The organism is Pantoea sp. DY-17 (genome assembly GCF_019795975.1).
Classification (GTDB): domain Bacteria; phylum Pseudomonadota; class Gammaproteobacteria; order Enterobacterales; family Enterobacteriaceae; genus Pantoea; species Pantoea leporis.
The window spans coordinates 1,006,335-1,019,964 of record NZ_JAIMIG010000001.1 but is presented as its reverse complement, the minus strand read 5'-3'; the positions used below and the strand labels follow the sequence as shown (position 1 = coordinate 1,019,964).

Sequence of the window (13,630 nt, the reverse complement as noted above, 5' to 3'; positions counted from 1 at the left end):
AATAACTTCGTTTAATTCAGCAAACCAGGAAAAATAGATTTCATACCTGTAACAATAAACTCGATGCCCAACGCCATTAACAACAAGCCCATAATACGGGTAATCACGTTAATCCCGGTTTGTCCAAGCACCCGCACCATCAACGGTGCTGCGCGGAACAGCAGCCAACAGCAAAAGGCGAAAATGGCAATCGCGATACTAAAACCAATTAAGTTCTGCCAGCTGTGATAACGCGTACTCCAGACAATGGTTGAACTAATTGCACCGGGACCAGCCATTAACGGTAACGCTAGCGGTACCACGCCAATGCTTTCGCGAATAGCGCTCTCTGACTTCTCCTGCTTGTTCTGCTTATCCTCACCCAGTTTTCCGCTGATCATCGACATCGCGATAGTGACCACCAGAATACCGCCAGCAATACGGAATGAATCTATCGAAATGCCAAACAGATGCAGGATGCCATCGCCAAGAAACAGTGACGTCCAGAGGATGATGGCCACGGCCAGGTTGGCGGTAAGATTAGTTTTATTACGTTCAACAACCGCCTGATAGCTGGTCATGCTGATAAAGACCGGGATGATACCTACCGGATTTACCAGGGCAAACAAACCGACAAAAAACTTAATGTAGCCGGAAAGATCGAGTAGCACGGGATTCAAAGTGGGCTCCGGTAAAGTCTGAGTAGAAAAGCGCGCTTAATGTAGTGCATAAGCCGGGCGAAAAACCAGAGGTGACGGCAGAAATTTATGCTATCCGTCTGGCTTTGAGCCAGTTTTTTCAGCTGCTGTTAACCGTTGGTTATTACGATGCAGCCCATGCGTGCAGAATATGTGGCACATCACGCTAACTTTACTTACGAAAGTTAGTGCTGAAAGGTGTCAGCTTAGATCAGGATTGATCTGAATCAAAATTTAGCTACCTCATCAGGGGTAATCTTACCCCGTCGAAACAACTTCCTGACGCTTAAGTATCTTGACCAGGAAACCCTTTTAGTAAGCAACGGCAAAACAGACGCCAACCTGCCCAAAATATAAGCATAGCGTGACTATACTTCTGGATTCAGGCTTGTTTACTAAAAGAGTTTAACTTCCTTCAGGAGAGCACTATGGCCGTTACTAATGTTGCCGAACTTAATGCACTGGTTGAACGTGTAAAAAAGGCACAGCGTGAGTACGCTAATTTTAGTCAGGAACAAGTTGATGCAATCTTCCGCGCCGCCGCCCTCGCCGCTGCAGACGCACGCATTCCACTGGCCAAGCTGGCCGTTGCCGAATCAGGTATGGGTATTGTTGAAGATAAAGTCATCAAGAACCACTTTGCTTCTGAATACATCTATAACGCCTATAAAGATGAAAAAACCTGCGGTATTCTCGCCACTGATGACACCTTCGGCACGATTACTATTGCTGAACCGATTGGCCTGATCTGTGGCATCGTTCCTACCACCAACCCAACTTCTACGGCGATTTTCAAAGCACTGATCAGCCTGAAAACCCGTAACGGCATTATCTTCTCTCCGCATCCACGTGCGAAAGATGCCACTAACAAAGCCGCTGACATTGTGCTGCAGGCAGCGATTGCGGCGGGTGCGCCAAAAGATATCATCGGCTGGATCGACACCCCATCTGTCGAACTTTCTAATCAGTTAATGCATCACCCTGATATCAACCTGATCCTTGCAACCGGCGGTCCGGGCATGGTCAAAGCCGCTTACAGTTCCGGTAAGCCCGCAATTGGTGTTGGTGCCGGTAACACGCCAGTCGTAATTGATGAAACAGCGGATATCAAACGCGCTGTCGCATCCATCCTGATGTCGAAGACCTTCGATAACGGTGTGATTTGTGCGTCTGAGCAATCCGTAATTGTGGTTGATTCGGCCTATGACGCGGTACGTGAGCGTTTTGCCAGCCACGGCGGCTATCTGTTGCAAGGTAAAGAGCTGAAAGCGATTCAGGATATCATTCTGAAGAATGGCGCGTTGAATGCAGCGATTGTCGGCCAGCCGGCGACGAAGATTGCCGAATTGGCGGGAATTAGCGTGCCGGCAACCACCAAGATTCTGATTGGTGAAGTGAAACTGGTTGATGAATCAGAGCCTTTCGCGCATGAAAAACTCTCTCCAACCTTAGCGATGTACCGGGCGAAGGATTACCACGACGCGGTCGATAAAGCTGAAAAACTGGTAACCATGGGCGGTATCGGCCACACCTCATGTCTGTATACCGATCAGGATAATCAGATTGAGCGTGTGCACTACTTCGGCGACAAAATGAAGACCGCGCGTATTCTGATTAACACGCCGGCGTCACAAGGCGGTATCGGTGACCTGTACAACTTCAAGTTGGCTCCATCACTGACGTTGGGCTGTGGTTCATGGGGCGGTAACTCCATTTCTGAGAACGTGGGACCAAAACATCTCATCAACAAGAAAACCGTGGCCAAGCGAGCTGAGAATATGTTGTGGCATAAACTTCCGAAGTCTATTTACTTCCGTCGCGGCTCACTGCCGATTGCTCTGGAAGAAGTGGCAACTGATGGTGCCAAACGCGCCTTTATCGTTACCGACCGCTTCCTGTTCAATAATGGCTATGCCGATCAGGTGACTCGCGTACTGAAATCTCACGGTATTGAAACCGAAGTCTTCTTCGAAGTAGAAGCTGACCCAACGTTGAGCATCGTCCGTAAAGGTGCAGAGCAGATGAACAGCTTTAAACCTGATGTGATTATCGCACTCGGCGGTGGTTCACCGATGGATGCAGCAAAAATCATGTGGGTGATGTACGAACATCCTGAGACGCATTTCGAAGAACTGGCACTGCGCTTTATGGACATCCGTAAACGCATCTATAAGTTCCCGAAAATGGGTGTTAAAGCGCGTATGGTGGCCATCACTACCACTTCCGGTACGGGTTCTGAAGTAACGCCGTTTGCCGTGGTGACGGACGATGCGACCGGCCAGAAATATCCATTAGCGGATTATGCGCTGACGCCAGATATGGCCATAGTTGATGCCAACCTGGTGATGGATATGCCGCGTTCACTTTGCGCCTTCGGTGGCCTCGATGCGGTAACGCACTCACTCGAAGCCTATGTCTCCGTATTAGCGAATGAGTATTCTGATGGCCAGGCCTTGCAAGCACTGAAACTGCTGAAAGAGAACCTGCCAGCCAGTTATCGCGATGGCGCAAAAAATCCGGTAGCACGTGAACGCGTTCACAATGCGGCAACTATCGCGGGGATTGCGTTCGCAAACGCCTTCCTGGGTGTGTGTCACTCAATGGCGCATAAACTGGGCTCTGAGTTCCACATTCCACACGGTCTGGCAAACGCCCTGCTGATTTCAAACGTCATTCGCTATAACGCCAATGACAACCCGACTAAGCAAACGGCTTTCAGCCAGTACGACCGCCCACAAGCACGTCGTCGTTATGCTGAGATTGCTGACCATCTGGGACTCTCCGCCGCTGGCGACCGCACCGCGCAGAAAATTGAAAAACTGCTCGCCTGGCTTGAAGAGATGAAAACGCAGTTGGGCATCCCAACCTCAATCCGCGAAGCGGGCGTGCAGGAAGCTGATTTCCTCGCGAAAGTGGACAAACTGGCTGAGGATGCATTCGATGACCAATGTACCGGTGCGAACCCACGCTATCCGCTGATTGCTGAGTTAAAACAAATCATGCTGGATACCTTCTACGGCCGTGAATTTTCTGAGTCATTAAGTGAGAATGCTCAAGAAGTTAAAGCCGAAGTGAAAATTGACAAGAAAACCAAAAAAGCCTAAACCGCTTTAAACAAAAAACCCGCTACGGCGGGTTTTTTTATGGCTTGCTGATGAGTTAAACCTGCGGCGATTGTGAGCCATATATCGCCTGAAGTGAACCCTCATCGATTGCCTGCTTATAGTGTTTACGGCAGACCGATATATAACGCTCATTGCCACCAATCACCACCTGCTCGCCTTCGCTGAAAGGTTTACCCTTTGCATCAAGACGAAGCACCATGCTGGCTTTTCTGCCACAGTGGCAGATGGTTTTAAGCTCAACCAGCTTATCCGCCCATGCCAGTAAATATTGGCTGCCAACAAACAGCTCTCCACGGAAATCTGTGCGCAGGCCATAGCAAAGCACCGGAATATCCAGATTGTCGACAACATCAGATAATGCTTTGACCTGTTCGCGCGTAAGGAACTGGCTTTCATCGACCAACACGCAATGCACGGGTTGCTTCGCATGTTCTGCAGCTATTTCCTCATCGAGCTTTGTCTCATCGTTATATAAAAATGCAGGAGACGAAAGCCCGATACGTGAACTGACTTTGCCTGCACCAAAGCGGTTGTCGATCTCGGCGGTATAAACCAACGATCGCATACCACGTTCATGATAATTATAAGAAGACTGTAGCAAAGCCGTTGATTTACCCGCATTCATCGCAGAGTAATAAAAATAAAGTTGAGCCATTAGAAAATCTCATCGCAGCCTATATCTGTTGCGGCGCAGTTTACCATAAACCTGTATAGCTGTAGCGATGCATTATTTTTATCATCTGCTCAAAATAACATCACCATTAAGATGGATATCACTGTCACTATAGATAGAAAGCACGTTTTGACAAAATAACGATTACGCCGATATTTTATTCATTTAAATTAAAGCCGAAGCGTCAGGTTCAGCGTTCAGTCTGGTCAGCAAGTTAGAAAAGTTTACCAAATAAGTAAATATATTCTGAAGAGCGTTATCAATCTGCCCTTCTTTTTTATTTTTACGTTTTGCTTTTAAATCTGGCTATTGCAGTTATTTTTTTGCACCATTATTATGAGTCGGCAGAACAACTCCCATTTATTATATTTTGAGATTAGGACAATGAGCGAAGCACTTAAAATTCTTAATAATATCCGTACATTGCGCGCACAAGCTCGGGAATGCTCTCTGGAAACATTGGAAGAGATGCTAGAAAAACTCGAAGTTGTGGTCAATGAGCGTCGTGAAGATGATACTCATGCACAAGCGGAAAATGCAGAACGCACACGCAAACTCGAACAATACCGCGAGATGCTAATTGCCGATGGTATTGACCCAAATGATCTGTTACAGGCATTATCTGAAACGAAAGTTCCGGGCAAAGCTAAGCGCGCTGCGCGTCCAGCTAAATATTCTTACGTTGATGAAAACGGTGAAAACCGTACCTGGACTGGCCAGGGCCGCACTCCTGCTGTGATTAAAAAAGCAATTGAAGAACAAGGTAAACAACTGGACGATTTCCTACTGTAATCATTCCAGCGCTCAGCATTGTAATTAGTTCATCGCTAATTCACTTTGACCAGGTAAGAAAAAGGAAGCCAATGGCTTCCTTTTTTCATGCTTAATTATTGTTGATAGAAGCGGCGATACCAATCAACAAAATGCTGCACACCTTGCTCTACACTAGTTTGAGGACGGAAATTGATCGCGTCGTACAAAGGTTGCGTGTCAGCGCTGGTACCCAGTACGTCGCCAGGTTGCATGGGCAGCATATTTTTTTTCGCTTCAATGCCCAATGCTTTTTCCAGCGACTCAATATACGTCATTAAGCTGGTCGGCTGGCTATTACCAATGTTGTAAACGCGGTAAGGAGCCGAGCTGCTGGCGGGAGAACCTGCTTCCACCGTCCACTTTTCATCCGGTTGAGGAATCACATCCTGCAAGCGCACGATTGCTTCAGCAATATCATCGATATACGTAAAGTCACGCGTCATTTGTCCGTTGTTATAGACGTCAATTTGCTCACCCGCTAACATCGCGCGTGTAAATTTGAACAATGCCATATCCGGACGGCCCCATGGGCCATACACGGTGAAGAAACGTAATCCCGTAGTGGGCAATTGATAAAGGTGTGAATAGGTATGCGACATCAATTCGTTGGCTTTTTTTGTGGCCGCATAAAGTGAAACCGGATGGTCAACGGAATCGTCCGTTGAAAAAGGCATTTTGCGATTCAGGCCATAAACTGAACTGGATGAGGCATACAAAAGGTGGCCGATTTTATGATGACGGCAACCTTCAAGAATATTGAGGTGGCCGATTAGATTTGCTTCGGCATAAGCATGGGGATTTTCGATTGAATAACGCACGCCGGCTTGAGCGCCCAAATGAATAACGCGTTCAAACGCATGCTCAGCGAATAAAGAGGAAATGGCCTGGCGATCCGCCAGGTCCATTTTTACGAAAATAAAATCAGGATGTTGGGTGTTATGGTCTAAACGAGCCTGTTTTAGGCTGACATCATAATAGTCATTCAGGTTATCGATACCGACAACCTGGTGACCAGCGGCCAGCAAACGCTGACTGACGTGAAATCCAATAAAACCTGCCGCGCCGGTGACCAGAAACTTCATACATCCCTCATTATTCTACGATTTTAATTGACGCTCCGCGGCCGATTGCATAGTACGTGAAACCGCGCTTGCTGATACGCTCAGGATCATACAGGTTACGACCATCAAAAATCACGGGTTCTTTTAACGCACTTTTGATGACGTCAAAGTCTGGCGCACGGAAGTTTTGCCACTCAGTACAGATCACTAAGCCATCCGCACCCTGCAGCGCTGCTTCCTTGGTACCCATCAACTTCAGATCGTTACGATGGCCGTAAATGCGTTGCGCTTCGTCCATCGCTTCTGGGTCGAACGCCTGAACCGTTGCCCCTGCTTCCCACAGCGTCTCCATCAGCACGCGGCTGGAGGCTTCACGCATATCGTCAGTGTTCGGTTTGAACGCCAGTCCCCACAGAGCAAAGGTTTTGCCGCGCAAATCGTCGCCAAAATGGCGTTTGATAAAGGTTGGCAGCTTGTTCTTCTGCGAATCGTTGACGTCTTCAACCGCCTGCAGTAGACGCGGAGTGTAACCAATTGACTCAGCAGTGCGAATCAGCGCTTGCACGTCTTTCGGGAAACAAGAACCGCCATAGCCGCAGCCTGGATAGATGAAGTGATAACCAATACGTGAATCTGAACCAATACCCTGGCGAACTTTCTCAACGTCGGCTCCCAGACGTTCTGCCAGGTTAGAGATCTCGTTCATGAAGCTGATTTTGGTTGCCAGCATGCAGTTAGCCGCATATTTGGTCAGCTCTGCACTGCGGATGTCCATCAAAATCATACGATCATGATTACGGTTGAACGGCTCGTACAGCTCGCGTAACAGCTCAACCACTTCATCATTATCGGTACCGACAACGATACGTTCAGGACGCATGCAGTCATTGACTGCCGCACCTTCTTTGAGGAATTCCGGGTTTGAAACCACGTCAAAGGCGATGTTTGCATCACGCTTTTGCAGGGTTTCCGTCATTACCGCTCGCACGCGATCTGCGGTACCCACTGGTACAGTAGATTTGTCGATAACAACTTTGTGATCGTTCATGTGCTGCGCAATCGTGCGCGCAACGGCAGTCACATACTTCAGATCGGCAGAACCGTCTTCATCCGGTGGCGTACCCACGGCGATAAACTGCATCACGCCATGATTAACGCCTTCTTCCGCATTCGTACTGAACTTCAGGCGACCCGACTCGTAATTAGACATAACAAGCGGCGTCAGGCCTGGTTCAAAGATCGGAATATTGCCTTTCTTTAAGTTCTCGACTTTCTTTTCGTCGACATCAATGCAGAGAACGTCATGTCCGACTTCGGCCAACACCGCAGCCTGAACCAGACCGACATAGCCGATACCAAATACAGTGACTTTCATTGAATTATCCTGTGTTTATTGAGTTACTTTTTGTTGCCTACCGCGCCTTCAAGCCACTGGGTGAAATCTTTACCCAGCACTGGATGGCGAACGCCGTACTCAACAAACGCTTGCATGTAACCCAGTTTGTTACCGCAGTCATGGCTGACACCGTTCAGGTGATAAGCTTCAACGGTCTCTTTTTCCATCAGCATCGCAATGGAGTCAGTCAGCTGAACTTCGCCACCTGCACCTGGAGGCGTTTTCGCCAGCAGCGGCCAGATTTCAGCAGACAACACGTAACGTCCCACAACGGCCAGGTTTGATGGGGCTTCTGAAGCTTTAGGCTTCTCAACCACGCCAACCATTGGCGCGCTCTGACCTGCAGAGAGTTCAGCACCCTGGCAATCAACTACACCGTAAGCGGTTACATCAGCAACCGGCTCGACCATGATCTGGCTGCGGCCGCTCTCTTCGTAACGAGCCAGCATCTCTGCCAGGTTGTCTTTGGTTGGATCAGATTCGTATTCGTCGATGATTACGTCTGGCAGGATTACAGCGAACGGCTCATCACCAATCAGCGGATGTGCGCACATTACTGCGTGGCCCAGACCTTTCGCGATACCCTGACGAACCTGCATGATGGTGACGTGTGGAGGGCAGATTGACTGGATTTCGTCCAGCAGCTGACGCTTAACACGTTTTTCCAGCATAGATTCCAGCTCAAAACTGGTATCAAAGTGGTTTTCGATGGCGTTTTTAGAAGAGTGCGTAACCAGCACAATCTCGTTAATGCCTGCTGCAATGCACTCATTTACGACATACTGGATCAACGGCTTATCGACCAACGGTAACATCTCTTTTGGAATAGCTTTGGTCGCAGGCAGCATACGCGTGCCGAGGCCTGCAACTGGGATTACCGCTTTTTTAACTTTAGTCTTATAGGCAGACATCAAAAATACCTCTCTTAATAGGCCGTTCAAGTTAATACTTGATATGTCGGTTTAAAAACGAAATGAGTATATCAGTTACTATCAGGTGGAATTATCCTGGAAGAAGTTAATCCACGGAATTTAGGACTATTACCCAAGTGTAAAGCTTGCTCCTGGTCCTGTCTTTAACCCACGGAAAAATTAAATCTAACCGGTTATTCTTCGGCTGAAAGCATCAAACGTAACCTGCCTCCGGCGCCCCAAATATGACACTGCCAGGCGTCGGCACGTTGGCTGATTTGATTAAGATGAGTGCTGCCCATAGTACCAAGCGGCACACCATTACTGAGTTGGATTTGATGAGTATTGACATGCAACGTCGCGTTGAGCCCTGCTGAAACCAGGATTAGGTTTTTTAACTGGCGATGATAATAGCCCACCAGCAACGGGAACTGCCCGCTTAGATTCGCCTGCCTTAACAGCATGTTGACCTGACGCAGCAGCCCATTTAACTCAGGCAGTCGCTGCTTCTGGCCGGAGAGCTGCTCCTGCAGCAAACCATTAAACAGTGCGCGCAGTAACAGCGCGGCTAACACGCCATTATCGCCAGCGCGCGTTACATCAAGGCAATAGAATGCCAAATCGTTATCTGACAGCGCCGCGATATCCAGTACTAAGCCCGGCTGTTCCGCCATGGTGAGCTGACGGTAATTGATACGGCAATTGGCAATGGTTTGCTGCACCGGCGGCTGGAGCTGTTTAAGTAATTTAGAGGCCGCCAGCGGATCGCTGACCAGCGCATCCCAATCCTGAAACAGTTGTTCATCCTCCTCGACTTTGGAGGTAAACATGGATGGATAGAGACACTCAAACACCGCTTCACGGAAACGTTCCATATTTTTGAGCGGTTTTAGCAATACGTCCTGCACGCCCAAACGCAACACATGCGCGATATCCGCCATATTTTGTGTGGCGGAGATAATCAGAATGGGCACATTGTTGCCGCGCGTGCGAAGACGCTCAACGAACGGGATACCGCCCATACGCGGCATTTCAAGATCGCAAATAACCAGATCCACTGATTGCGCCGACAACAAGGTTAAGCCATCAACACCATCACCTGCCTCAAGCGTTGTTGCACCTAAGCTGGTTAATAAATTGTCTATCAATGAACGGAAAACGACCTCATCTTCGACAATGAGTATCTTTTTGCCGATTAGCGGTTTTTCCATTCTCTCCCCCTGCGTACCAGATAATTCAATAGTGGTTCATAAAATGCCGTTGCGCCTTTCAGAATTAGCTGAAGTCGCAACACCTGTGAATGAACAACCTGACTATCTGCCACGGACCAGCGGTAATAGTTCATCCATTTTTTTCTCAACGGCGGCCTTGCCAGCCGCAATGGCTTCTTCTGCACGATGGAAGTCCAGTGTGGAAATTTGTGGACAAAACGGCTGAATCAGCACATCCGGCGGATCGCCCGCCATGCGGTTACGTTTCAGGCGATTTTCCAGAACCTGGATTGATGTCGACATAATCTCCATCGCACCCGGCGTTTGATTAGCACGGCGATGCGTCAGGCCAATCAGGCGTTGACGCAGTTTCTTTCCCCAGCTCAGCGCTTCTACTGCCGCCGCTTCTTCACCGCTCTGCGGCGTAACTGACAATAAATCCTGTTGCATCAGATGTGCGTCATGCTGTAAATCCACGGCGATGACGATGTCAGCACCCAATGCGCGGGTTAATGAGATCGGCACGGGATTCACCACCGCGCCATCCACCAACCAGTATCCATTGTAAGCAATGGGTGGCAATAAGCCTGGCATACTACAGGACGCACGCACAGCTTGATGCAAATCGCCTTCGGTCAACCACACTTCTCGTCCGGTACTGAGATTGGTCGCGACGACGCCAAATGGCTTATCGCACTCATCGATGAGGTCGTTGGGAATCAGCTGGCGGATGTGGCTAAACACCCGGTCGCCGCGCAATAAACCACCGCGCTGCCACGACAGGTCCATTAATCGAATGACATCCCAATAACGGAATGCACTCACCCACTTCTCCATCACGCCCAGCCGTCCATTCACGTAAGCCGAACCGACCAACGCGCCAACAGAACATCCGGCCACCACATCGATTTCAATCCCTGCGCGTTCCAGCGCATTGATCACGCCGATGTGGGACCAACCTTTGGCAGCACCTGAACCCAGTGCCAGCCCAATCCTGACCTTTCTCATCTCACCTCATGATTGGCATGGTACGTAGCATCACGCCTGACAGTCGGCTACCATAGCGCACGCTTAAATTTACTTTAATCACTTCCAGGAGATGACGTGTCTGAAAAGTGCCCTTGCTGCAGCGGAAAGGAGTATAGCGTATGTTGCCAACCCTTTCTGAATGGCCAAGCGAACCCGTCCAGCGCGGAACAATTAATGCGCTCACGCTACACCGCCTACGTCGTGAAAGATGCCGCGTGGCTGGCGAAAACCTGGCACTCCAGTAAACGCGTGGCCGACCTTGAGACGTTATTATCCGAAAGTTTTGCCGGTACTGAATGGCTGGGCTTGAATGTAACTCGTTGTAATCATGGAAGCCATGAGAATGAAGCCTTCGTGACGTTTTTTGCGCGTTACCTCGAAAAAGGCCGCACTTCAGCCATCTATGAATGTTCGCGCTTTCTTCGCGAGGATCAACGCTGGTACTATGTCGACGGAACAACGCCTGAGTTGGGACGTAACGATCGCTGTCCTTGTGGCGCCGATAAAAAATACAAAAAATGTTGTGGGTAATCTGGACAGATACACAACGGCTTTACCATTCATCGCTTTGACAGGACTCTGATCGAGATGCAAGCGCAAACCATCCAACGAAAAGTTTTACGAACCATTTGCCCTGATGCGAAAGGTTTGATCGCCAAGATCACCAACATTTGCTACAAGCACGAACTCAACATTGTGCAGAATAATGAGTTTGTCGATCACCGCACCGGACGCTTTTTCATGCGCACCGAGCTGGAAGGCATTTTCAACGACAACACCTTGCTGGCCGATCTCGATAGCGCGCTACCGGTCGGTTCAGTGCGTGAACTGCAAAGTGCCGGTCGTCGCCGTGTCGTGATTCTGGTGACCAAAGAGGCGCATTGCTTGGGCGATCTGCTAATGAAAAGCGCGTTTGGCGGTCTGGATATGGAGATTGCTGCAGTCATCGGTAACCACGAAACGCTGCGTTCACTGGTTGAACGTTTCGATATTCCGTTTGTGATGGTGAGCCACGAAGGCCACACGCGTGAAGAGCACGACAACCGCATGGCGGATGAAATTGACCGTTATCAGCCTGATTATGTGGTGCTGGCAAAATATATGCGCGTGTTGACGCCCGCCTTTGTGCAACGTTATCCAAACCAGATCATCAATATTCACCACTCCTTCTTGCCGGCGTTCATTGGCGCGCGTCCGTATCATCAGGCTTATGAGCGCGGCGTGAAAATCATCGGCGCCACCGCGCACTACGTGAACGATAACCTCGATGAAGGTCCAATTATCATGCAGGACGTGATCAACGTCGATCATAGCTACACCGCAGAAGAGATGATGCGTGCAGGACGAGACGTTGAGAAGAATGTGCTGAGCCGCGCGCTGTATAAAGTGTTAGGCCAGCGCGTGTTCGTTTACGGCAACCGCACGATCATTCTTTAACCACTTCGGCGCTGAACTGCACAACTCTTCAGCGCCACGCATAAAAAGTGGGCAAACAGTTTTTATTTTCAGTGACGGCGCTTTACAGGCTGAGCGCATTTGTTATGATGCGCCCCGCTTTAAGACGCAATGATTCAGGCCAGTGGTGGGATTCCCGAGCGGCCAAAGGGAGCAGACTGTAAATCTGCCGTCACAGACTTCGAAGGTTCGAATCCTTCTCCCACCACCATCTGAATCGTCTCTGCCTGAAGCCACAATATGTCATATCCCCGGTGGGATTCCCGAGCGGCCAAAGGGAGCAGACTGTAAATCTGCCGTCACAGACTTCGAAGGTTCGAATCCTTCTCCCACCACCATCAATACCATTCTCCTGTTTTTCCCACTTGTTTTAATCGTTGTAACCTCCTGATTCACACCATGACTTTTGCCCAAAAACTCGTTACCATCGCGCCATACTTTTGCGGATAAAAATGGCAGCGAAATGAAATTTGTCTCTTTCAACATCAACGGCTTGCGTGCGCGTCCTCATCAATTAGCCGCGCTGGTTGAACAGCATCAACCCGATGTCATCGGCTTGCAGGAAACCAAAGTGCATGACGATATGTTCCCGCTCGAAGACGTCAGCAAACTGGGTTATCACGTGTTTTATCATGGACAGAAAGGTCATTACGGCGTCGCGCTGCTGACCAAAGCTGAGCCTGTCAACGTCTACCGTGGTTTCCCTGGCGATGAGGAAGATGCACAGCGTCGTTTGATCATGGCGGAAATCCCGAGTCCGATTGGTGATATCACGGTGATCAACGGTTATTTTCCGCAGGGTGAAAGCCGCGACCATCCCACCAAGTTCCCGGCGAAAGAGAAGTTTTATCGCGATCTGCAAAGCTATCTTGAGCAACAGCTAGCCGTGGATAAACCGGTATTGATCATGGGCGACATGAACATCAGCAGCACCGATTTTGACATCGGCATTGGTGAAGACAATCGTAAACGCTGGCTGCGTACCGGAAAATGCTCGTTCCTGCCTGAGGAGCGCGAGTGGATGGATCGCTTGCTGAAGTGGGGTTTAGTTGATACCTGGCGCGCTAAGTTCCCGGAAACCAACGATCGTTTCTCATGGTTTGACTACCGTTCGAAAGGCTTTGACGACAACCGTGGTCTGCGCATTGATCTGCTGCTGGCAAGCCAACCGCTTGCCTCGCGCTGCATTGAGAGTGGCATCGATTACGATATCCGCAGCATGGAGAAACCGTCGGATCACGCCCCGGTTTGGTCGACATTTAAGCTGTGATGAAGCAGC

The 13,630-nt window shown here is 49.4% G+C and carries 12 protein-coding genes and 2 tRNA genes; 7 read left to right on the top strand and 7 right to left on the bottom strand.

Translation table 11 applies throughout. The features are described from left to right. Positions 1-11 precede the first annotated feature (11 nt). Positions 12-659 (bottom strand): YchE family NAAT transporter, encoded by a 648-nt coding sequence (locus K5Y33_RS04890; protein WP_008106584.1) that lies wholly within the window; start codon positions 657-659, stop codon positions 12-14. A gap of 446 nt (positions 660-1,105) precedes the next feature. On the opposite strand from K5Y33_RS04890, the gene adhE reads away from it, so the two are divergent. Beyond that, the gene (gene adhE / locus K5Y33_RS04885; protein ID WP_101764245.1) at positions 1,106-3,781 is read left to right on the top strand and encodes a bifunctional acetaldehyde-CoA/alcohol dehydrogenase; all 2,676 of its coding nucleotides are present in this window, start codon (positions 1,106-1,108) and stop codon (positions 3,779-3,781) included. A 55-nt stretch (positions 3,782-3,836) separates the two neighbouring features. On the opposite strand, the gene tdk is transcribed toward adhE, so the two are convergent. Further along, positions 3,837-4,457 carry a thymidine kinase gene (tdk, locus tag K5Y33_RS04880; protein WP_101764244.1) on the bottom strand — a complete coding sequence of 207 codons (621 nt, stop codon included), beginning with the start codon at positions 4,455-4,457 and terminating at the stop codon, positions 3,837-3,839. Positions 4,458-4,859: 402 nt separating this feature from the next. Between tdk and hns the strand changes: the two genes are divergently transcribed. After that, positions 4,860-5,267 carry a histone-like nucleoid-structuring protein H-NS gene (gene hns / locus K5Y33_RS04875; RefSeq protein WP_101764243.1) on the top strand — a complete coding sequence of 136 codons (408 nt, stop codon included), beginning with the start codon at positions 4,860-4,862 and terminating at the stop codon, positions 5,265-5,267. A gap of 95 nt (positions 5,268-5,362) precedes the next feature. Here hns and K5Y33_RS04870 read toward each other — a convergent pair whose 3' ends face one another. The 5 genes from K5Y33_RS04870 to rssA all read right to left on the bottom strand — a co-directional run bounded on the left by K5Y33_RS04870 (position 5,363) and on the right by rssA (position 10,875). Next, complete coding sequence (locus tag K5Y33_RS04870) at positions 5,363-6,370, bottom strand: NAD-dependent epimerase (RefSeq protein ID WP_110866263.1); 1,008 nt, start codon at positions 6,368-6,370, stop codon at positions 5,363-5,365. A 10-nt stretch (positions 6,371-6,380) separates the two neighbouring features. Continuing rightward, positions 6,381-7,724, bottom strand: coding sequence for a UDP-glucose/GDP-mannose dehydrogenase family protein (locus K5Y33_RS04865; RefSeq protein ID WP_137385896.1), 1,344 nt, complete (start codon positions 7,722-7,724; stop codon positions 6,381-6,383). Positions 7,725-7,747: 23 nt separating this feature from the next. Continuing rightward, positions 7,748-8,656, bottom strand: a complete 909-nt coding sequence (gene galU / locus K5Y33_RS04860; protein WP_101764240.1) for a UTP--glucose-1-phosphate uridylyltransferase GalU — start codon at positions 8,654-8,656, stop codon at positions 7,748-7,750. Between the two features lie 194 nt (positions 8,657-8,850). Continuing rightward, on the bottom strand, positions 8,851-9,867 hold the full coding sequence (rssB, locus tag K5Y33_RS04855) for a two-component system response regulator RssB (RefSeq protein WP_101764239.1): 1,017 nt from the start codon (positions 9,865-9,867) through the stop codon (positions 8,851-8,853). A 102-nt stretch (positions 9,868-9,969) separates the two neighbouring features. Further along, positions 9,970-10,875 (bottom strand): patatin-like phospholipase RssA, encoded by a 906-nt coding sequence (gene rssA, locus K5Y33_RS04850; protein WP_101764238.1) that lies wholly within the window; start codon positions 10,873-10,875, stop codon positions 9,970-9,972. Positions 10,876-10,971: 96 nt separating this feature from the next. Here rssA and K5Y33_RS04845 point away from each other — a divergent pair, with 96 nt between their 5' ends. The 5 genes from K5Y33_RS04845 to xthA all read left to right on the top strand — a co-directional run bounded on the left by K5Y33_RS04845 (position 10,972) and on the right by xthA (position 13,621). Next, entirely contained in the window at positions 10,972-11,427 is a 456-nt protein-coding gene (locus K5Y33_RS04845; RefSeq protein WP_101764237.1) for a YchJ family metal-binding protein, read from the top strand. Positions 11,428-11,484: 57 nt separating this feature from the next. Then, a complete protein-coding gene (gene purU / locus K5Y33_RS04840) occupies positions 11,485-12,333 on the top strand; it encodes a formyltetrahydrofolate deformylase (protein ID WP_101764236.1) in 849 nt (282 codons plus the stop codon). A 144-nt stretch (positions 12,334-12,477) separates the two neighbouring features. Beyond that, positions 12,478-12,562, top strand: a tRNA-Tyr gene (locus K5Y33_RS04835). Between the two features lie 42 nt (positions 12,563-12,604). Further along, a tRNA-Tyr gene (locus K5Y33_RS04830) sits at positions 12,605-12,689 on the top strand. A gap of 125 nt (positions 12,690-12,814) precedes the next feature. Next, positions 12,815-13,621, top strand: a complete 807-nt coding sequence (xthA, locus tag K5Y33_RS04825; protein ID WP_110866265.1) for an exodeoxyribonuclease III — start codon at positions 12,815-12,817, stop codon at positions 13,619-13,621. Positions 13,622-13,630: the final 9 nt, after the last annotated feature.

What these genes read in the sequence shown, in the direction of transcription:
- adhE (WP_101764245.1), top strand. Translation starts at nt 1,106, where the DNA reads ATGGCCGTTACTAATGTTGCCGAACTTAATGCACTGGTTGAACGTGTA.
- tdk (WP_101764244.1), bottom strand. Translation starts at nt 4,457, where the DNA reads ATGGCTCAACTTTATTTTTATTACTCTGCGATGAATGCGGGTAAATCA.
- hns (WP_101764243.1), top strand. Translation starts at nt 4,860, where the DNA reads ATGAGCGAAGCACTTAAAATTCTTAATAATATCCGTACATTGCGCGCA.
- K5Y33_RS04870 (WP_110866263.1), bottom strand. Translation starts at nt 6,370, where the DNA reads ATGAAGTTTCTGGTCACCGGCGCGGCAGGTTTTATTGGATTTCACGTC.
- K5Y33_RS04865 (WP_137385896.1), bottom strand. Translation starts at nt 7,724, where the DNA reads ATGAAAGTCACTGTATTTGGTATCGGCTATGTCGGTCTGGTTCAGGCT.
- galU (WP_101764240.1), bottom strand. Translation starts at nt 8,656, where the DNA reads ATGTCTGCCTATAAGACTAAAGTTAAAAAAGCGGTAATCCCAGTTGCA.
- rssB (WP_101764239.1), bottom strand. Translation starts at nt 9,867, where the DNA reads ATGGAAAAACCGCTAATCGGCAAAAAGATACTCATTGTCGAAGATGAG.
- rssA (WP_101764238.1), bottom strand. Translation starts at nt 10,875, where the DNA reads ATGAGAAAGGTCAGGATTGGGCTGGCACTGGGTTCAGGTGCTGCCAAA.
- purU (WP_101764236.1), top strand. Translation starts at nt 11,485, where the DNA reads ATGCAAGCGCAAACCATCCAACGAAAAGTTTTACGAACCATTTGCCCT.
- xthA (WP_110866265.1), top strand. Translation starts at nt 12,815, where the DNA reads ATGAAATTTGTCTCTTTCAACATCAACGGCTTGCGTGCGCGTCCTCAT.